Raw genomic sequence first — 18,449 nt, forward strand, 5'->3', positions numbered from 1 at the left:
GCATTGATCGCAAGGTGCGCGGTGGTGGTTTGCCGCTCACAGCGTCGTGCGCGAACCGCCGTTCATGCGCCTTGATCTGATCACCTGCCGCAATGTGCTATCTACCTGGAGCGTTCGCTCCAGATGCAAGTGAACTCGATCTTCCGTTACAGCCTGAGCCGGAGGGCTCCCTGTTTTTGGGCAGCGCCGAGACGGCCGACACTTCAGACAACCACTTCGCCGTGGTGACCCGAGATGCATGCTACCGTGCCCTGCCGAGCCGACCGGACTTTGTCCCCGCCTTAACTGTTCCCGCCTCCTGGGGTTGCAGGCAGACCCATTCTGACCGACAGCCGTCTCGTGAGCGCACGCTTCGATGCAGCAGGTGGCAGGCGTGGCGCGCGCTACTGCCTCATTTAAGATGGCGGCGCATGATCCCGAATTGCAAAAGAGATTGTCCTAAATTAGCCCTTATTTCGGCCATCGCCTCTGTAAACATCAGGGCAACAAGTTCATCAGCGGCCTCAGTCGAGCCATCCCTGTAAACCAGCGCTTGTCTTCGCATCGTGCGGAGAAGCCAAAGGTCGATGCCTTCGCGTTCTGGGCAATTTACTCGGAGCGTCACGCCACTCTTCTCGCGCAAGACACGATCCACAGTCGTACTCAGAACTCAACGACCGTGGTCCGCGCTTGCCCATCCCGCCAAGATGGGCACTTCAATTCTGCAGGTTTTATCAAGCTTCGCCTTAACCAAAGTGAATCTGGCCGCTGAAAGATTCGCAGTGCATTGAAACTAGTCCTCCTGATCGGTGGTTCGCCGGATCATACGGGATAATACGAGGGAAATGGTGGTTGGCGAACCACACGCCGGCATTTCGCCGAAGAGCGCTGAGCAGCGTGTTCATCAAGCGGCGAACCACTTTATCTCTTTGTGTTAAGCAATTCCGGACGGAAAAGCTCTCATTCTTTTATTGGAATTGCTCTAGACCGCACTATCGCCGACGCTTTGTTGTGGCTTGTGCCTGACGCCGAAGCTGACCAAGGCGGTGCGGTCGCGCTCCTCCGCCTGCTTCTTCGACCTTACCTGCATCATGTCTTTCCAGCCGATATAGCCGATGAGCCGTTCATCCTCGCGCGAGACCACAGGCAGGTGCGAGACATTGGCGGTGAGCAGCTTGTCGGAAAGCGCGTCCAGATATTCGTCCGGATAAGCGAGCGTGATCTTGCTGCCGGCAAGCAGCTCGCCGAGGGGTGCCTTGCGATGCTTGCCGTTGCGACGCCAGCGCAGGATCGCCGGCGGATCGATGACGCCCAGCACGTTTCCTGCCTCGTTAATCACGGGGAAGCTCGGATGCCGGGTGCCCGGCGCGGTCAGGAACGCTGCCGCACCGTGCAGCGTCATCGTCGCCGGCACGCTTTCGACCTTGGTCGTCATCACTTCGCGCACCCTGGTGAGCGCGAAGGGGTCGACGCGGTATTCGCGAATGATGTGATGCCCGCGCCGCGCCACCTTCTCAGTCAGGATCGAGCGCTTCATCAACAGCACGGTCACCGCATGGGCGGTGGCGCAGGCCGCGATCAACGGCACCAGAACATGCGTGTTGCCGGTGAGCTCTGTGGCGAAGAAGGTCGCGGTCAGCGGCGCGCGCATGGTGCCGCCCATGGTCGCGGCCATCGCCAGCAGCGGCCAGAAGCCCGGGCTCGCTTCGGGCAGGATGCCCGACAGCACCGCTCCCATCGCTCCGCCCATGATCAGCAGCGGCGCCAACACACCTCCCGAAGTGCCGGATCCCAGCGCGACCGACCAGATGATGGCTTTAACCACCAGAAGCAGCAGCGCCGCGGTCGCCACCATGCGGCCGTCGAGCATGCTGGCGATGTTGTCGTAGCCGACGCCAAGCGAGTGCGGCTCGACCAGGCCGCCGATGCCGACCACCAGACCGCCGATCATCGGCCACCACATCCAGTGTATCGGCAGTTTCTGGAACGCGTCCTCGCACCGATAGACCAATTGCGTCAGCAGTCCCGACAGCAGGCCGGCGCAGATGCCGACCAGCACCCAGCCGCCCAGTCCGGTGACCGACGCTTCCATGCTGCCGGAGAAGGGAAAGATCGGACTTGGCAAATGCAGCAGGGTGCGCTCGACTTCCGCGACGATCGCCGCGACGGCGACCGGGATGAAGCTGCGCGGCGTCCATTCGAACAAGAGCAGCTCGACGGCAAGCATGATTGCGGCGATCGGCGTGCCGAACACCGTCGTCATGCCGGCGGCCGCGCCCGCCACCAGCAGCGTCTTGCGCTCATTGTCGCTGACCGGCAGCATCTGCGCGATCAGCGAGCCGATGGCGCCGCCGGTCATGATGATCGGGCCTTCGGCGCCGAACGGTCCGCCCGAGCCGATCGAGATCGCGGACGACAACGGCTTTAGCACCGCGACCTTGGCGTCGAGCCGCGAGCGTCCGAGAAGGATCGCCTCGATGGCCTCGGGAATGCCATGGCCGCGGATCTTCTCGCTGCCGAAGCGGGCCATCAGGCCGATGATCAGCGCGCCGATCACCGGCGCGACCACGGCGGCGAGTCCGAGCGGTGAGTCCTCGAGCTTCAGCTCGGCCAATGAGAACTGGCCGAAATAGGCGATGTTGGTGGCGAGCCGGATGAGCTGCAGGAGCACGATGCCGGCAAGCAGACCGGCGGTCGCCACCACCACGGCGATGGCCGCGATGACGAGCACGCGCGGATCGGTCGTGAAGTCGCGAAGATGGCCGTTGCCGGCGTGAGTGGATTTCATTTTGGGAACCTGAGCTTTCTGGCGGCGCGAAGACCATCCGGTTTCAGGTCGCCTAATATCGTAACACGATATAATTCTTCAAGCCGTTTTCGCGACCTGCTCCGCGTCATTTTGGGCTGGGACCACGACAGCAACCTGTTGAGCTTTTGCGGGAATGGACCATAAGTCGGGGAATGAAGCCGCCGAAATCACGCCCCGCCATCAGCCAAGCCGACTACCAGCGACTGTCGCAGTTCCGTTACCTGATCCGCCGCTTCCTCGAATTCAGCCAGATACAGGCCAACGAGGCCGGCCTGACGCCACGCCAGCACCAGGCGCTGCTGGCGATCAAGGGATTTCCAGGCGGCGGCCCCGTGGCGGTGGGCGATCTCGCCGAGCGGCTGCGCATCCGCCACCATAGCGCTGTGGAATTGGTGAACCGCCTTGCCGAGGCAGGGCTGGTCATCCGCGATCAGGACAAGGGCGATCATCGTCGCGTGCTGCTGCAGTTGACCCCTCTGGCCGACGATCGCCTGGCCGAACTGTCGGCTGCACATCTTGACGAGCTGTCGCGGATCGAGCCCATGCTGCGGCGCCTGCTTTCGCGCCAGGCAGAGTCCTAGACCAAAGGGGAAAGGTTGGCGGGTTGCCGAGGGAGGATCGCAGCCGGCCAGACCGGCCTCGGGAGGACGAGGCCGCTCTGGCTAGCATCAGGCTGCGCCACCGAGGCAAGGCTTCGCGTGCCAGCGTCGCCAGGAACAGCGGCAGGACATTTCTATTCCGAGGCGAGCATGGTCGCCATCACCGTTGGAATCAAGACGCGCGACTTCAGGTGAATTGGATTTATTGCCCATCTCAGGATCGCGAGCCGCTGCAAAGCGTTACAGGTCGAACGCCCAGAGCATGCGGCCATCGAAACCATGGACAGGACAGTGGCAGAGATATGTCGGCAACGACCGCGAGAACTCACTGCAGCCGGCGAGAACCGAAAAAATAGGCCGCAGATAGCAAAAACGCATCGGGTAATTGATTCTCATTAGGGTGAGTTAAGTGAGCAAGTCAGCGTCGCGTCGATTGACCATCACAGGTGGTTCTACTCGCCCTGCGAAGCCAGCCTCGCGCGGTTTGCCCAAGCTCGCCCCTCCGGCGTTCCGACCCGTTCAGCTCGCGAGGCTGGTGGACACTGTCCCCGCCGGCGAGCGTTGGATCCACGAAATGAAATTTGATGGCTACCGTATTCTCGTCGCGGTGGGGAGCGGAGAGGCGCGCGGCTATACGCGCTCCGGCCTGGACTGGTCCGGCCGCTTCCCCTCTGTCCTTTCAGAGGCGCGCAAACTTAGGGTTCGCTCCGCGCTCATCGATGGCGAGGCAGTAGTCATGGACGCCGCGGGGCGATCGAGCTTCCAGGCGCTCCAGAATGCCTTGAAGGGCGATCCCGCGAGCATCGATTTTTATGCGTTCGACCTCCTCGAACTCGATGGCGAAGACCTGACGAAGCTCCCCCTCCTGGAGCGCAAGGAGAAGCTGGAGGAAATCCTGCCGGAGAAGAGCCATATCCTTCGCTACTCCGATCACATCCAAGGCCGGGGCGAAGAATTGCTGAACCGCTTCTGCGATGCCGGCCTTGAGGGGGTGATCTCGAAGCTGGCTGACTCCGAATATGTCGGCGCCCGCGACGGAAGCTGGCTGAAGATCAAGTGCATCAAGCGTCAGGAATTCGTGCTCGTCGGCTGGACGCCGTCAGACAAGGACCGCGCGTTTCGATCGCTGATCCTCGGTGTCCATGACGGCGGAAAGCTGCGCTATGCCGGTAAGGTCGGAACCGGTTTCGATACCGCGGAGATGGAGCGGCTGATCAGGACCATGGCGCCGCTCGAGCAGAGCGCCGCCACGGTCGAAGCACCGCGCGCGGAAGTTCGCGGCGCGCACTGGCTGCGTCCGAAGCTTGTTGCCGAGATCGCCTACACCGAGATGACGAATGAAGGTACGCTGCGCCATCCAAGCTATCTCGGCCTGCGCGAGGACAAGAAGCCGGAAGCCGTTGCGCTTGAGACAGAACATCACACACCCACGCTGCCGGCACCAGCGACGAGCACGATTGCCATCAGCAACCGCGGCCGCGTAATCTACCCTGAGTCCAACATCACCAAGGGACAGCTTGCCGATCATTACGCCGACGTCGCCTCGATCATGCTGCCATGGGCCGGCAACAGGCCGATCAGCCTTGTTCGGTGTCCGCAAGGCCGCGCGAAGAAGTGTTTCTTTCAGAAGCATGACGCCGGGAGCTTCGGCGACAAGGTCCATCACGTCGGAATCACTGAAAAGGACGGCCATGAGGAACCCTACCTTTACGTCGACGACGCCGAGGGCCTTGTGACCTGTGTCCAAATGGGAACCATCGAGTTCCATGGATGGGGAGCGCGTATCGATGACGTCGAGAAGGCAGACCGATTGGTGTTTGATCTTGACCCCGACGAGGGGCTGGATTTCGAGGCGGTGCGCGCCGCGGCATTCCAGTTCCAGGATATCCTCAAATCACTAGGGCTGACCACCTTCCCGATGCTGACAGGCGGCAAAGGCGTGCATGTGATTGCGCCGCTCACGCCTCGGGCCGAATGGCCTGAGGTGAAGGCCTTCGCCTCCGGGCTGGCGCAGGCTGTCGCTCGGACCGATCCCTCTCACTTTACGGCCGTATTGTCGAAGGCGAAACGAAAGGGGCGGATCTTTGTCGACTATCTGCGCAACCAGCGCGGCGCCACGGCAATCATGCCCTATAGTGCAAGGTCACGACCGGGCGCTCCCGTGGCCGCGCCCATCACCTGGGCGGAAATGAAGACGATTGATGCGCCCTCCCATTTCCATGTCGGCGATGCTGGTGAATTGAAAAAACGTGCAGCCAGCAAATCTCTGGCGGGATGGGGCCGAGCCGACCAAGTTTTGCCAAATCTGTAGCCCGCTCCGCGACAGGCAGCAAGATTCGCTCCCTTGGCCTGAATGGAACCTGCCAGTTTGGCCCAGAAGTTGCGCTGGTCGCGTGTTCGACAAATTGAAGGACCAACCCCAATCCATCGAGCGGCGAGAGGCCCTCGCATCTCGCTTTCTGGCAAATTACCTTGCAGGGATCAGGGACGAGGCCGAGCTTCTAGCATTATCCAAATTGCCGCTCGGCCGCTAGACCGGAGCTCCAGGGTGGGTCGGGCGGGAATTCAGCGATTATCTACAGTTCCGGAACAACCGGGGACAGGTGCAGCCGATGAAGTCCCTGCAGCCCCGAATGGAGCAAATCGACAACTTGAGCGGGTGGTAATCCATCGCTGCCACGTCTCCAGCTCGACGCCCCTCTCGACGACGATCCATGGTTACACGCAGGTGTTCGGGCTGTCATCGCCGGGAGGGAAAGATCGGGAGGGCACGCAAGTGGCGTCGCATTATTTGTTTTTGAACTGTCGTGCAAAGCAATGCCAGCTGTTCCGAATTACCCGCTTCGCTGCATCAAACTTGATCCGAGACACCGAGCAGAACCGGGCGTTACCTGAAATGTTCCTCATCTCTGTTCGCCTTGCTCTTTAAGGTCAACGTCTGGCCAACATGTACTAGCTGAAGCGTCGCGGTCGGGCTCGCATCACCCGACAAGGCCCGCGGCAGGCTTAAGGTCGACGGCTCCTCGAGACCCACGGAACAATCGTGCATCTACACGGTTTGTTGATGGGAGGTCTGACATGACTCACAATCCGCGCAGCACCGCCAGCATAGGCGGCCACCCAATCCACCCGATGCTGGTGCCCTTTCCAATCGCCTTCTTTGTGTCCACCTTCGCTTGCGACTTGATATTCTGGAGGACGGCCAATCCCGCTTGGGTAACTGCCTCGCTTTGGCTCCTGGGAGCGGGGCTGATCATGGCGGCCCTGGCGGCACTCGTTGGCTTGACTGATGTCATGGGCGATGACCAGCTTCGCAATCTGCGGGATGCATGGCTTCACGCCGGCGGCAACGTGATCGTTGTGCTGGTCGAACTCTACAACTGGTATTCGCGCTACTCGAACGGCGACGCTGCCGTTATCCCGGTTGGACTCATATTGTCGCTGGTTGTCGTTCTCATCCTGCTGTTCACCGGATGGAAGGGCTGGGGGATGGTTTATCGACATCATGTCGGCGTCTCCGATTGAGGTCGCGATGAGGCCGAAATATCCTGGTCGAGCCGCCATCCATCAGGATTCCATGTGCAACGATTAAGAGCAGCACATCGCGTGGGCGGATTATTGCCGGACGATGGCCGAATAGGCGCTTAGGATCCCGACTCACCAAACCGAACTTGATCTTCCTCAAGACGACGATATCCGCATCAACGACCCGGCGCCGATCATGCGTGCAGCTGGCGATGCGGTGGAACTAGCGTCAATGACGTTTGGGTTTCCACCAGTTGGCTTGAGGGGTGGACCGGCCTTCAACTTTCGCTCAGGCGGTTCGCCGACAGTAACCGCTGCCTTGTTCCGGCTTTGGCCTTCTTCGAATTCACGGGCACGAAATACAATAAGGCGAAACACCGCTTCACACTAAATGATGCTGCGTTCATGGCGATTGCCGGGCTATGGCGTGAAGCGGCCCGGCAACAAGCCGACCCACCTTCACCATGTTGACCACAGATCCGGGGCCGGATGTCGCGCCGTACCGTAATCGGCAAGTGGTTGTTCTTCAGCCCGAAAAATAGCCCGCTTGGCTCGATCTCTTGGAGCCAGAGACCGAGCTGCTGCGCCCCTTACCCGCTGGATCGTTGTCGGTTGAAACTGTACGCTCTGAGTGGGCTTGAGGGCGTGATCCGCGGGTTTTGGATTGAGGCACGCACATGCAATTTCGACGACAGCTTTCCTCACCAGAGGCCAAGGAACATTCCTCCTTTCATGTTGTTAGGAAGTCGGCCCGCTACCCAGGGTCCAAAATTGACGCCGACGGGCTTTGGAGGAAGCCATGTTCAGTGCAGCACCTCAGCTTTTTCTCTCCCGTCGCCGCGCCTTGCAGTTCGGCATCGGAGCGGCCTTGGCATCCAACTTGGCGCCGGTCACGGCGGCCCACGCAGACGATGACATAAAAGAAGAAGACATTTTTCGCTTTGCCTTCAACCTGGAATATATTGAGTCCGAATACTATCTTCGCGGCACCATAGGAAAAGGCATCGAAGAGCCGGACGTCGGTTCCAAGCCCGGCGACGTGGTAGGCGGGAAGAAGGTTACTTTCGAGACGCCCGCGCTTGGTCTCGGCGGCATGCTGTTCGAGGATGTTGGTGTCACCGCCTATGCCGGCGCGGCTACCGTTCTGAAGAACAAAGAATTCCTAGCAGCCGCCGCTGGCATTCTCGCCGTCGAAGCCTATCACATGGGTATGGCGAGGTCTTCGTTCGATCGCGCGGGCGAGAATGCCTGGAAGGCGGCGAATGCGATTCCGGCGCACGCGACAAGATCGACCAGCCCGATGACAAGGATCAGGGCATCTACGTCGACGGTAAGGCCAACTTCGTTCCATCAACGCCGGATGCATTGCCTTCACAAGGACGCCGCAGGAGGTGCTGCGCATTGTTTAGCTGACCGATCAATCGGGTGTGAGCAAGGGCGGCTTTTACCCAAACGGGATGAACGGGGCGCTCGAAAGCACCTAGCGTTGATGAAGGAGCCGGTCACGATCACCCACGACCCTCAATGCTATCCCGTGTCGTGAGGACGGAGCAGGGTTATGAACGTCAGCAGCGAAGCGACAAGGTCTTTTTGGATGCTCGACTCCAACTTGCCTAGTGCTCCTCGCCTCGAGCAGGACGAGGATTGCGACGTGGCCGTCATTGGAGCCGGCATCGCCGGTGTTTCCGTTGCCTATGAACTGGCCTTGGCAGGACGCAAGGTGGTGCTTGTGGATCGCGGCCCCTTACTCGGCGGCATGACATCCCGCACGACCGCCCATTTGGCGCCCATCTGCGACGACGGTTTGAGCGCTCTGGTCAAGATGCGTGGCGAGGTCCTCGCGCGCGGATTTCAGGAAAGCCAGCAAGCCGCTGTCGACTGTATCGAACAGCATGTCGGCAGGCTGGAGATCGACTGCGACTTTCGGCGTCTGGACGGCTTCCTTTTCCCCGCCGCTTGGATGGAGGAGAGAGAGGCCGCCAGAGAATGCAACAAGGAATATGCCGCCGCAGCAAAGATCGGCGTCGAGGTTGAGCATGGTAAGGGTGTACCGCTCAAGGGCCACGAATCGGCGCCCATACTGCGCTATCCGAACCAGGCCACTTTCCATCCGCTGAAATATCTTCGCGCGCTGCTGGCCGATTTCCAGAAGCGAGGCGGCAAGGTATTCGCCGACAGCGCCGTCGTCGAAATCGAGGAGGGGAAGCAGGTTCGCCTGAAATGCGATGGCGGCTCCACCATCATCGCATCGAACGCGGTGTTTGCCACCAACTCGCCGATCAACACCTGGGTAAAGATCCATAGCAAGATGGCGCCTTACCGCACCTATGCGATGGCTTTCGACATCGAAAGGGGAATTCTTCCGGACGCCCTCTATTGGGACATGGACGATCCCTATTATTATGTCCGACTCAATCCCGGCCCCGGCGGGACCGACTGTCTCATTGCCGGCGGCCGCGATCACAAATCGGGCGAAGCCGATGACGGCGAGGCTCGGTTTACTGCGCTCGAAACCTGGATCAGGGCATTGGTGCCCGATCTCGGTAGAGAAAGAGCGAGATGGTCGGGTCAGGTTCTCGATACGATCGACTATTGCGGCTTCATAGGCCGCAGCCCCGGCAAAGGCAACGTCTTCATCGCCACTGGCGACTCCGGACAGGGCATGACGCACGGCGCGTTGGCCGGTCTGCTGATCCGCGATTTGATCGTGGAAGGATCGAACCCTTGGGAAGCCGTGTACGCCCCGGATCGGACGCCGCCCGCAGCCTTTGCACAATACGTCAATGAGAACCTCACGACAGTGAAAAACCTTGCCGGCTATTTGCTGCCCGGCGAGATCAAATCGGCCGACGATCTCAAGCCTGGTGAAGGCGGCATCCTTCAGGACGGTTTGAGCAAGTTCGCCGTGTGCCGCGACCGCGACGGCAAGCTCCACCGGCATTCGGCCAGTTGCACCCATCTCGGCTGCATCGTGCACTGGAACTCGACCGAGCAATGCTGGGATTGCCCCTGCCACGGCTCCCAGTTCGCCCCGGACGGAGCTGTCTTAAACGGGCCGGCGATCCGACACTTAGGTTAGCCAATGCACATGCGACGGCCGCCGCAAAAGGCGGTTTTGAAGCGCGGGCGAAAGCCGGTGTCCTGAAGTACACGACCGGGATCCTCCTGGCTGTAGGTCTGACGGCCGACTGCGGATGTACATGCGGCGACGGAGGATGCCCGGGCCTTGGTGCAAGGCGTCCACCCCTTCCGCTGCTCTGGCGTTACAGCCAAGTTCGTGAATTGCAGGTTCCGGTCGTCTCGGCCGGCGCCGCGGCAGTCGCTGCAATAGATAATCTTCAGCAGATCCCAGTGCATACAGCCCTGATCAGGTCCCAACCGTCGGACCAGTTCATACACGTCCAAGAGCGCCGTTCTTTTGCAGGTCAGGCAGTAGACCGACAAGCCTGTGCCGGCTTCCAGCTTTTTTCCGAGTGTGTGTTCAGAGAAGGGGTAGTTCGACGACAAAGGCAATCTCCAAAATGCGAGGTCGCCGCACCGACAATATTCCTGTCGGCGCTCGGGATGGCAAGGGCCCGCTCGCCTTGGGGAAGGGCAAGCGGGCTCCGGGGTTCCTGTGTACCCGACTGCGCTGGATCTCGGCACGAGCCGCGCAGCGGAATCCAACAACGGGGCCGGGGGGATGTTCCATTAGATGATGCTGATTCTAGGCGAGGTCGAACTCGACTGCCATGCTGGCCTGTTGGCGGAGAACTTGTGACTTCTCAAAGAGCCACAACTTGTCTCGATAGCCAAGGCGACCTCGAAGCGTTGAACGTCAGTTCGATCAAGGCTTTCCGTGGTCCCCAACTCGCTCCCCGGGTTTTCGGCCAAACAATGCCCCGAAAAAAATGGTTCCGGTACAAGAAGGTGGGGGTTCTCAGCGCCTTCGGCACATATCGCGGGTTGACATTCGGGGCTCTCTCGCCATGCTGCAATGCAGCATGAACAGTAGCCTTACCGAGTCATCGCGCATCGAATGCCTGGACGGCCTTCGCGCCACCGCGGCATTGTGGGTGCTGGTCGGGCACTGCCTGCTTCTGACCGGCTGGCATCTTCCGGTGCTTGGAGATCCCGCGCTTGGCGTCGATCTCTTCATCATGCTTTCCGGGTTCCTGATGGTGTTTCACTATCAACTACGCCAGGACAAGGAGCCCTGGCAGAGGCCCGAAACCTGGCTCAAATTCTGGACGCGGCGTTATTTCCGCATCGCGCCGCTGTTCTACGTCATGCTGTTCTTCGCGCTGGCGCTCGGCCCGTATCTCTATGAGTCGCGGATGGTCATCGACGCATTCCTGCAGCGCGTGCCGCAGGCGCCCGAGCGCTTCCTCGACAGCGGCCCGAAGAACATTGTCGCCCACCTGACATTCCTGTTCGGCCTTTCCCCGAACCTCGCCTACCGGACACCGCTGCCCGACTGGAGTCTCGGGCTGGAAATGCAGTTCTACGCGGTCTTCCCGGCGCTTATGCTTCTGGCCCGCCGTTTCGGATGGCTCCGGAGCGCGATGGTCGTGGCGGCGCTCGGCGCCCTGGTGGTGGTGGTCCTCAAGTCGATGTCGGTTCACTTCCCGATGCCGTCCTTCCTGCCGCTGAAGATCCAGGTTTTTCTGTGCGGCATGCTTCTGGCGGGCGTCCTGGGGCAGAGCCAACCGCGACCGCTGCTGCATCTGGCCTTGGCCATGGCGCTCGCGGCGATCCCCTTCGGCGATGGCTACGGCGTTTCGAAGTTCCTGATACGCGAGGCGCTGGTGCTTGGGTTCTTTGCCCTCGTGCTCTATCGGATGCTGCCCGGCGCGGCGGGCGCTGCGGCGCGAAAAGTCGCCGTCCCATTGGGCGGCGGCATCTTTCATGTGCTGGGCGAACATTCCTACAGCATCTATCTGATCCATCTTCTCATTCTGCAGCCCGTGGCGGCCTTCGTGATTACCCGTTATGGCGACGGCCTCGGCGCGCCGCTGCGCTTCGCCATCGTGCTGGCGATCGTGTTGCCGGTGGTTTGTCTTCTGTCCTTCGTGACCTACAGGCTCATCGAGATGCCCGGGCAGCAGCTCGGACGCATCGTGTTGCGCCGGTTTGCACGTAAGAAGCCGGCGCTTGAGCCAAGTCCCGCCGAGTAGCATTAGCACCGATTAGCGCGTTGTCCGATCGCCAGCCATGCCGGCAGGCCCTCGGCTAGAACTGCGTCACCCCCTCGCGTGCGCGCCGCAGTGAAAGCAGTTGTCGCAGCAGCATCCGGACATTTTTGTCGTAGACGTAGTGCGCGAAAGCCGCGACAGCGATGACGAAAATGGATGTTCCCACGACGAATGGCAGGCCGTGCTGGTTCCACAAGGTTCCAGTGACGGATTCGTCCAGGATGTTCGCGACCCTGATCAGCGGCGTGTGGAGCGCATAGATGGCGTAGGAGATGTTGCCGGAGAACAGGGCGATTGCGCGCCAGAAGCCCGAGAGCCGCAAGCGGGAAGCCGTGAGAACAAGCCAGGGCCAGACCAGCACTATCATCGCCAGATCGTACAATTCCGCATTTGTGGCGGGACGGACGATCATCAGCCCGGCGCAAAGCGCCAGGAGAAGCGGCATGTAAAGATTGCCGTCCCGGCTTTCCCCGGTCGCGTATCGCCGCAGGTAAACGCCGAGGAAAAAGGAAAAGGCGATCCGCGCGGGAGCCGCGATCGTGCCGTCCCAATGGGCGCCGCCGCCCAGGCTGAAGCCCTGCCAGGCCATCAGCGCCAGCGCCAGGAAACCAAGGGTGAAGATGGCAGCCAGCGAGCGGCGAGCAAGCCTGAGGGCCAGCGCGGCGAAGACTGCGTTGGCGACCAGTTCATAGAAGAGCGACCATGCCGGACCGTTCAGCGGAAAAAGCACATCTGGACCGACGGAGAGCGAAGGCGGCGTGGGCAGAAAAAGAAGGGAAAAGCCGAGGCTCGAAAGCAAATCCAGCCGCGAATAGGAGCCTAGACCCTGCGTTGCGACGACAGCGCCCACGCCGACCATGAAGACCCCGATGGCCGCGAAATATAGCGGGTAAAGCCTGACGATCCGGGCCTCCGCGAATTGCCAGAAGGACATGCCAGTCCGGAATTTCTCGTCATAGGCGTGGGCAATCACGAAGCCGCTCAGGAGGAAAAACAGGTCGACGGCAAGAAAGCCCGACGGCGCCAGGTCAAGATGCTGCGCTGTAAGTTCGCTGAAATGACCAAGCATCACCAGAACGGCAGCGATGCCTCGCAAGCCATGCAAGGCGTCGAAGTGGGTTGTCTCAGGTTTCAAACCGCTCTCCGGTTATCCCGAACCCGCCAACGTCGCCCAAAAATATCTACGCATTAATTGCTGCGTCGCACAAGAACCTTTTGCGGTGCACGCTTGCGGTATGGGTCCACCACGGTTCTCGCCCGCCGGAACAGGAGGGCTCCTTCTCCCCGCAACGAGGTCTGCCAACGGGGAGAAGGAAGAACCGGCACGATCAATATTGGCCGCGGTAGTACCGGTCATCGCACGGCGCGGTGTAGATGCGGCCGTAGCGGTCCTGGTAGCGGCAGAGTTGGCCGCGCGGCTCGGTCGGCGTGGTCGCGCTGCCGACGACGGCGCCGAGCAGAGCGCCGCTGGCCGCGCCAATCACCGTGCTCTTGGTGTTGCCGCCGATCGCCTGGCCGACCAGCGCGCCGCCGGCGCCGCCGATCAGCGCGCCGGTGGTGGCCCGCTGCTGGCCTTCGGTCTGCGTTTCGCAGCCGGCAAGTGCCGCGGTCATCAGCACCGCCAGAATAGCCTTCTTGATGATCATCACTAGAACTCCTCTGAAGCCCCAGGGAAATGACAACAGGTTGAAAACAGGGGCGATTTCGCCCAAGTGCGGGCGCATTGCGGCGGAACGGCGGCGGAGTTCGCTCACGAAGTGAATCAAGGTTTCCCGGCAGTTGAACGCCATGGTTGCCAAACGGGAAAGTTGGCTCGCCAACGGTAAACAGCTTTCCCCCGTTCAGTTGATCTTCAGCGGCACCAAAATTGCAGACCAAACGGGATGCGCCGGATCCGCCCTGATTTGCTCGAGCTTGGTAGGGAGCGGAACAGCCTTGCCGTCTTTGATCATCCCTTCCACGTGGAACGCCAGGGCCTCCTCGGCCAGGTCGCGCGCCTCGTCGACAGTTGCGCCGGCGGTCACTACGCCGGGAAAGTCGGGAAAGGACACGCCGAAATGGCTGCCGGCCTCTTTGTGGATCAGTCCGACGTATTGGTGCATTGCTTGCTCTTGCCGCACGACAATTGACCGCTAGGTTTAAAGCACCCCTACAACGGGGCAAGGCAATGGACAAGTTTGCAGCGGCCGGCAAACCTCCCCAAGAGAGGCGCAAAGTTCGCGCCGCCCAATACTTACGCATGTCCACGGAGCACCAGACCTATTCCCTCGATAACCAAAGGGATGCGATCCGGAGCTATGCCGATATCATGGGCTACGACATCGTCGCCACTTACGAGGATGCCGGTCGCAGTGGCCTCATGTTGGAAGGGCGCCCCGGCCTGCAAAGTCTGCTTGCCGATGTGGAGAGCAGGCGCGCCGATTTCGAAACCATCGTTGTCTATGACGTCAGTCGCTGGGGACGCTTTCAGAACATAGATGAAAGCGCGTCCTACGAGTATCGTTGCCATCTGGCCGGCGTGCGTATCGAATTCTGCGCCGAGCAGTTCTTGAACGACGGCAGCATCGGGGCCGATGTGCTCAAGGCCATCAAACGAAGCATGGCGGCCGAGCACAGCCGCATGCTCTCGCAAAAGACCTTCATCGGCCAGGCCAGGCTGATCCGGTTGGGGTTCCGACAGGGCGGCAAGCCGGGGCTCGGCTTGAGGCGCCAAGTTCTCGACCGTACGGGACGTCGCAAGTTTATTCTCTCCGAGCGCGAGCAAAAGAGCGTGCACACCGACAGAACGATCTTGGTGCCCGGGCCGCCTGAAGAGGTTGCAACGGTTCGCTGGATCTTCCGTCAGTTCGTCAAAACGCACATGACAGAGCTCGATATGGCAAGGCTCCTGAACAAGCGCGGCGTGCTGACCGACCTTGGGCGACCATGGAAGCGGGAAACCGTGCGCGGAGTCCTGACCAATGAAAAATACGTTGGCACCAACGTCTGGAACAGGCGCTCCCGCAAGCTGAAAACAAAAGCAGTTGGCAATCCTCCTGAACAGTGGGTGCGGGCAGAAGGCGTATTTGAGCCCATTGTCGACCGCAATCTGTTCGATCGGGCACAAGTCATTCACAGAGCGCTATATGCGCATCTGAAGGTGACCAACGAAGAGATGCTGGTGGCGCTGAAAAAGGTCCTGGCTCGCGAAGGCGCCTTGTCCAGTACCATTATCAACGCTGCGCCGGATTGCCCCGCAGCTAGCCAGTATCATTATCGCTTTGGAAGCGTCCTGAAGGCCTACGAATTGATCGGATATCAGCCGCCAAAGAACTGGCAATTTATTACATCGAGAGAGCGATTGGCCTCGGTGCGTGCACAAGCCATAGCTGACCTGTTGGACGCGATTGAAAGGACCGGCGGAAAGGCGACCTACCACAGAGGGGCCGACCTCTTGCGGGTCAACGACGAGTTCACGGTTGCGGTCGAAATCGCACGCTGCCGCGCTTCCGACCACGGATACCCTTTCTGGTCCATGGACACCCAACGCCAGTCGGTGGCCGACATTTTCGTCCTGATCAGGATGCGCCCGGGTGATCTGGTCATCCGGGACTACCTCATTGCCCCCGCTTCTGAAATCGTCGGCAAATCGCAATTGGCCGCGAACAATGGAGCGCAGTTGGACACCTACCTCTTTTCCACGCTCGACCCGCTCGTCAAGCTGTCAGCGCGAGCAAGTGCGGAGCCCCTATGATGCGGCCGAAGCGTCGTTTGACCCGCGAAGCTGCCTACCAGGCTTTGCACGGGAGCGCCCAGAGACACGCCCGCGAAATTGTTGCCGATCAACCTGGGTCGAAGGAAAAGCTGTTCGCGCCAAAATTGCGGCCGGCCTACAAGGCGGCCTGTGGCCGCAAGCGCGATTTCATACGAGCAACAGAGGAAGTGGAACGTTGCCTTGCCCGTCTGGCCGAAGCGCTTCGCGTGATAATGAATGACAAAGAGTTTCTCTCGTTGCTCATGTCCGAGGGGTTGGCCACCATCCCAAACTGCCTGGTGCAGAGGTTACACAACGACCCGAAGCTAGAGACGGCGACATCAAAGCATGCCGGCATGTCGCCTGCAGGCGCGGGCCAGCAACCTGTCAGTGGTATTTGCCCGGACGTTCTCGCTTTCCTCCAGGACTGCTTTGTGAAGGTGAAGATCTTCGGTTTGCTGCGGCATGTGCTCCCGGCCAGGCAAATGGAAATTGCCCGACTTATGGTCGCCATGGAGCGGGTCACGTTCACGTACGCAAAGATCCTTGTCGCCTTTACGCCGCGCCCGCTCCTGGCCGAGGGTTTCGATCCGACGACGATAGCAAACGTGTCTGAAGGTCAACTGAGCGCAATGACGCCAGAACTTGGGGGGCTAAGCAGTGAGTTTCTTGGAGCCGTGGAACGGCGTGGGTCTGTAAGCTTGGAACTGGTGGCAGCTAGCCGCTATTTCGAGCGTCTGATGGATAATTCCAAGGTGGTGCGCTACCTAGCACACAACTTCCCAGACCAATTTGAAGAGTTTCACAGCTTGTCGACGCCGAGCCCAATTAGGTAGGCTCGATGCCCACTCGTATCGCCAGATTACCCGCTTCTCCCATCGGATCTGGACCAGGCGCCTGTATCCAATCGTGTGCGCCTGTTCTCCGGTTGGATGGAATAGCTCGGCATCCATCCACTCGCGGCTGCCACGTTTCTGGCACCGAACCTTTTCCCGAACCTCGTCAAATGGTGCTCTGGCGCGCCCGAAAAGATCCGGCCGAAAGCGCAAGCACCTTGTGGTGTGAGATCCGTGAATGAGCTCAACCTACCTCGATCCAGGCGGGTGCGTGATCGCTGGGCTTTTCCCACCCACGGGTCTCGACATCGACACCTGCGGTCAGAATGCTCTTCGCGACCGACGGGCTTACCAGCAGATGGTCCATCCGTAGGCCGGAGCTTCGGTCGTAGCCGCCGCGATAGGAAAAGTTCCAGTAGGTGTAGATGCCCTTGCCCGGATGGATCTGGCGCATCGCATCCACCCAACCAAGGCTCAGCATGCGGGCATAGGCGTTCCTGCTTTCGGGGAAGAAGACGGCATCGCCCAACCAACGCCGAGGGACCACAGCATCTATCTCAGTGGGCACGATGTTGTAATCACCACAAAGCACGGCCCGCTCGCCCAGCAGAGATTTGCTGTAGTCGATGAGATGGTCGAACCAGCGGAGCTTGTAATCGAACTTGGGGCCGGGAGCCGGGTTGCCATTGGGTAGGTAGATGCAGCCGACGACCAGACCGTCAATCGCCGCCTCGAGATAGCGGCTGTGCGTGTCATCGGGGTCACCCGGCAAGCCACGACGGCGTTCGACTGGGTGCGCTCCACGCGCGAGGACTGCCACGCCATTGTAGGATTTCTGGCCGTGCCAGATTGCGCCGAAGCCGGCGTCTCGAATTGCCTCGATCGGAAATTTATCGTCCGACGTTTTTAGTTCCTGTAGGCAGACCACGTCGTAGTCAGTCTCGCCAAGCCACTTCAGCAGCACCGGCAGTCGGCCGTTCACACCGTTGACGTTGAAGGTCGCGATCCGGGGCACGATTTCTCCCTGCGTGGCTTGCCTGCGCTTGCAACGCGATGGCAGCCAGGCGGGTTCAACTATTATGGCACCAGGCGGGATTCGCGGACAATTTCACCTTGAAGCGAACGCGATCGGAGCGCCCTTTAGAGATATGCCCGCCAGCCGAAAGAAAGAGTTGGGAAGATAGTGGCAGAGTGGCCGCTGTCTCCGACGGCGACCCTCGGATCGTCCATGCGGGCGAGGGGCATTTTCCTCGAGATCCGCGCTCGCTTGCCTGCGCAGCTTCGGAAACTCCTCCACATCGAATCCCGGGTGCTCACCTTGCGCCTGCCGGAGGACTCGGATGCCGATGTTGAAGCGGCAGCGGCCATCGTGTCCAAAGCCATGCGCAACATCGAGGATCTGCCGGTCATCCCGCGTGAGGTCGAGGATATCTTGACGATCTCGTCCGGCGAACGGCATCGCTGGCTGAAGGATGGTCGGCTACAGAGCGCGGGGACCAGAACGGTCAAGCTTCGCGGCCGGGCCAGGAAGATCACCTTTCACGTTTTCGATCCGCGCCACATCGAGGATGTGCTCGACCGCGACCTGGTCGCCATCTGGCGCGAAGAGGACGCCGTGTCGGCCGCCGAGGCCCGCCGGCGAGCCGCCGCAAAGGCGGCAATCAAGCGTGCCCAGAAGAGGGTGCGCGAGGGTCCCCATTCAGCCAGACATGGCCGAGACGAAAGCTCGGAGGCCAAACTGCGCGGTTGGGAAGATTTTAAGAGCGATGGGCTGCTGCGCTGACAAGGGGCTCG

At 60.6% G+C, this 18,449-nt stretch carries 16 protein-coding genes and 1 pseudogene; 10 read left to right on the forward strand and 7 right to left on the reverse strand.

All coding sequences use genetic code 11. The annotated features are described in order from the left end of the window. Positions 1-391 precede the first annotated feature (391 nt). Positions 392-622, reverse strand: a complete 231-nt coding sequence (locus tag EN852_RS27010; protein ID WP_127868820.1) for a hypothetical protein — start codon at positions 620-622, stop codon at positions 392-394. Positions 623-961: 339 nt separating this feature from the next. Continuing rightward, positions 962-2,767 (reverse strand): chloride channel protein, encoded by a 1,806-nt coding sequence (locus EN852_RS27015; RefSeq protein ID WP_127868819.1) that lies wholly within the window; start codon positions 2,765-2,767, stop codon positions 962-964. A gap of 173 nt (positions 2,768-2,940) precedes the next feature. Between EN852_RS27015 and EN852_RS27020 the strand changes: the two genes are divergently transcribed. The 6 genes and pseudogenes from EN852_RS27020 to EN852_RS27045 all read left to right on the forward strand — a co-directional run bounded on the left by EN852_RS27020 (position 2,941) and on the right by EN852_RS27045 (position 9,991). After that, complete coding sequence (locus EN852_RS27020) at positions 2,941-3,369, forward strand: helix-turn-helix domain-containing protein (protein WP_189402006.1); 429 nt, start codon at positions 2,941-2,943, stop codon at positions 3,367-3,369. Positions 3,370-3,796: 427 nt separating this feature from the next. Continuing rightward, on the forward strand, positions 3,797-5,698 hold the full coding sequence (gene ligD / locus EN852_RS27025) for a DNA ligase D (protein WP_281407809.1): 1,902 nt from the start codon (positions 3,797-3,799) through the stop codon (positions 5,696-5,698). 767 nt (positions 5,699-6,465) lie between these two features. Next, positions 6,466-6,912 (forward strand): DUF2231 domain-containing protein, encoded by a 447-nt coding sequence (locus tag EN852_RS27030; protein WP_127878378.1) that lies wholly within the window; start codon positions 6,466-6,468, stop codon positions 6,910-6,912. A 330-nt stretch (positions 6,913-7,242) separates the two neighbouring features. After that, positions 7,243-7,383: a hypothetical protein gene (locus EN852_RS43365; RefSeq protein ID WP_348643476.1), complete on the forward strand. Its 141-nt coding sequence runs from the start codon at positions 7,243-7,245 to the stop codon at positions 7,381-7,383. A 328-nt stretch (positions 7,384-7,711) separates the two neighbouring features. Further along, positions 7,712-8,396 (forward strand): annotated as a pseudogene (locus EN852_RS27040) (ferritin-like domain-containing protein). A gap of 74 nt (positions 8,397-8,470) precedes the next feature. Beyond that, the gene (locus EN852_RS27045) at positions 8,471-9,991 is read left to right on the forward strand and encodes an FAD-dependent oxidoreductase (protein WP_127878380.1); all 1,521 of its coding nucleotides are present in this window, start codon (positions 8,471-8,473) and stop codon (positions 9,989-9,991) included. On the opposite strand, the gene EN852_RS27050 is transcribed toward EN852_RS27045, so the two are convergent. Further along, a complete protein-coding gene (locus EN852_RS27050; protein WP_127878382.1) occupies positions 9,988-10,419 on the reverse strand; it encodes a hypothetical protein in 432 nt (143 codons plus the stop codon). The two genes, EN852_RS27045 and EN852_RS27050, sit on opposite strands and share 4 nt — an antisense overlap. A gap of 476 nt (positions 10,420-10,895) precedes the next feature. Between EN852_RS27050 and EN852_RS27055 the strand changes: the two genes are divergently transcribed. Then, entirely contained in the window at positions 10,896-12,068 is a 1,173-nt protein-coding gene (locus tag EN852_RS27055; RefSeq protein WP_127878384.1) for an acyltransferase, read from the forward strand. A 55-nt stretch (positions 12,069-12,123) separates the two neighbouring features. Here the strand turns inward: EN852_RS27055 and EN852_RS27060 are convergent, their stop codons facing one another. From EN852_RS27060 to EN852_RS27070, 3 genes are all read right to left on the reverse strand, one after another. Then, on the reverse strand, positions 12,124-13,221 hold the full coding sequence (locus EN852_RS27060; protein ID WP_127878386.1) for an acyltransferase: 1,098 nt from the start codon (positions 13,219-13,221) through the stop codon (positions 12,124-12,126). A gap of 193 nt (positions 13,222-13,414) precedes the next feature. Beyond that, positions 13,415-13,732, reverse strand: coding sequence for a YMGG-like glycine zipper-containing protein (locus EN852_RS27065; protein WP_127868812.1), 318 nt, complete (start codon positions 13,730-13,732; stop codon positions 13,415-13,417). Between the two features lie 195 nt (positions 13,733-13,927). Continuing rightward, positions 13,928-14,188, reverse strand: a complete 261-nt coding sequence (locus EN852_RS27070; protein ID WP_127868811.1) for a type II toxin-antitoxin system HicB family antitoxin — start codon at positions 14,186-14,188, stop codon at positions 13,928-13,930. A gap of 65 nt (positions 14,189-14,253) precedes the next feature. On the opposite strand from EN852_RS27070, the gene EN852_RS27075 reads away from it, so the two are divergent. Further along, positions 14,254-15,819, forward strand: a complete 1,566-nt coding sequence (locus EN852_RS27075) for a recombinase family protein (RefSeq protein ID WP_127868810.1) — start codon at positions 14,254-14,256, stop codon at positions 15,817-15,819. Then, positions 15,816-16,655 (forward strand): plasmid partitioning protein RepB C-terminal domain-containing protein, encoded by an 840-nt coding sequence (locus tag EN852_RS27080; RefSeq protein WP_246694414.1) that lies wholly within the window; start codon positions 15,816-15,818, stop codon positions 16,653-16,655. The genes EN852_RS27075 and EN852_RS27080 overlap by 4 nt, the downstream gene beginning before the upstream one ends. A 244-nt stretch (positions 16,656-16,899) precedes the next feature. On the opposite strand, the gene xth is transcribed toward EN852_RS27080, so the two are convergent. Further along, entirely contained in the window at positions 16,900-17,670 is a 771-nt protein-coding gene (gene xth / locus EN852_RS27085; RefSeq protein WP_127878388.1) for an exodeoxyribonuclease III, read from the reverse strand. Between the two features lie 213 nt (positions 17,671-17,883). On the opposite strand from xth, the gene EN852_RS27090 reads away from it, so the two are divergent. Continuing rightward, positions 17,884-18,438, forward strand: a complete 555-nt coding sequence (locus EN852_RS27090; RefSeq protein ID WP_246694415.1) for a hypothetical protein — start codon at positions 17,884-17,886, stop codon at positions 18,436-18,438. Positions 18,439-18,449 lie beyond the last annotated feature (11 nt).

Source organism: Mesorhizobium sp. M2E.F.Ca.ET.209.01.1.1 (assembly GCF_004010375.2).
GTDB lineage: Bacteria > Pseudomonadota > Alphaproteobacteria > Rhizobiales > Rhizobiaceae > Mesorhizobium.

Excerpts from the sequence above, each read along its gene's own strand:
- EN852_RS27090 (WP_246694415.1), top strand. The coding sequence starts at position 17,884 with ATGCGGGCGAGGGGCATTTTCCTCGAGATCCGCGCTCGCTTGCCTGCG.
- EN852_RS27075 (WP_127868810.1), top strand. The coding sequence starts at position 14,254 with ATGGACAAGTTTGCAGCGGCCGGCAAACCTCCCCAAGAGAGGCGCAAA.
- EN852_RS27070 (WP_127868811.1), bottom strand. The coding sequence starts at position 14,188 with ATGCACCAATACGTCGGACTGATCCACAAAGAGGCCGGCAGCCATTTC.
- EN852_RS27020 (WP_189402006.1), top strand. The coding sequence starts at position 2,941 with ATGAAGCCGCCGAAATCACGCCCCGCCATCAGCCAAGCCGACTACCAG.
- EN852_RS27080 (WP_246694414.1), top strand. The coding sequence starts at position 15,816 with ATGATGCGGCCGAAGCGTCGTTTGACCCGCGAAGCTGCCTACCAGGCT.
- EN852_RS27030 (WP_127878378.1), top strand. The coding sequence starts at position 6,466 with ATGACTCACAATCCGCGCAGCACCGCCAGCATAGGCGGCCACCCAATC.
- EN852_RS27065 (WP_127868812.1), bottom strand. The coding sequence starts at position 13,732 with ATGATCATCAAGAAGGCTATTCTGGCGGTGCTGATGACCGCGGCACTT.
- EN852_RS27055 (WP_127878384.1), top strand. The coding sequence starts at position 10,896 with ATGAACAGTAGCCTTACCGAGTCATCGCGCATCGAATGCCTGGACGGC.
- EN852_RS27045 (WP_127878380.1), top strand. The coding sequence starts at position 8,471 with ATGAACGTCAGCAGCGAAGCGACAAGGTCTTTTTGGATGCTCGACTCC.
- EN852_RS27015 (WP_127868819.1), bottom strand. The coding sequence starts at position 2,767 with ATGAAATCCACTCACGCCGGCAACGGCCATCTTCGCGACTTCACGACC.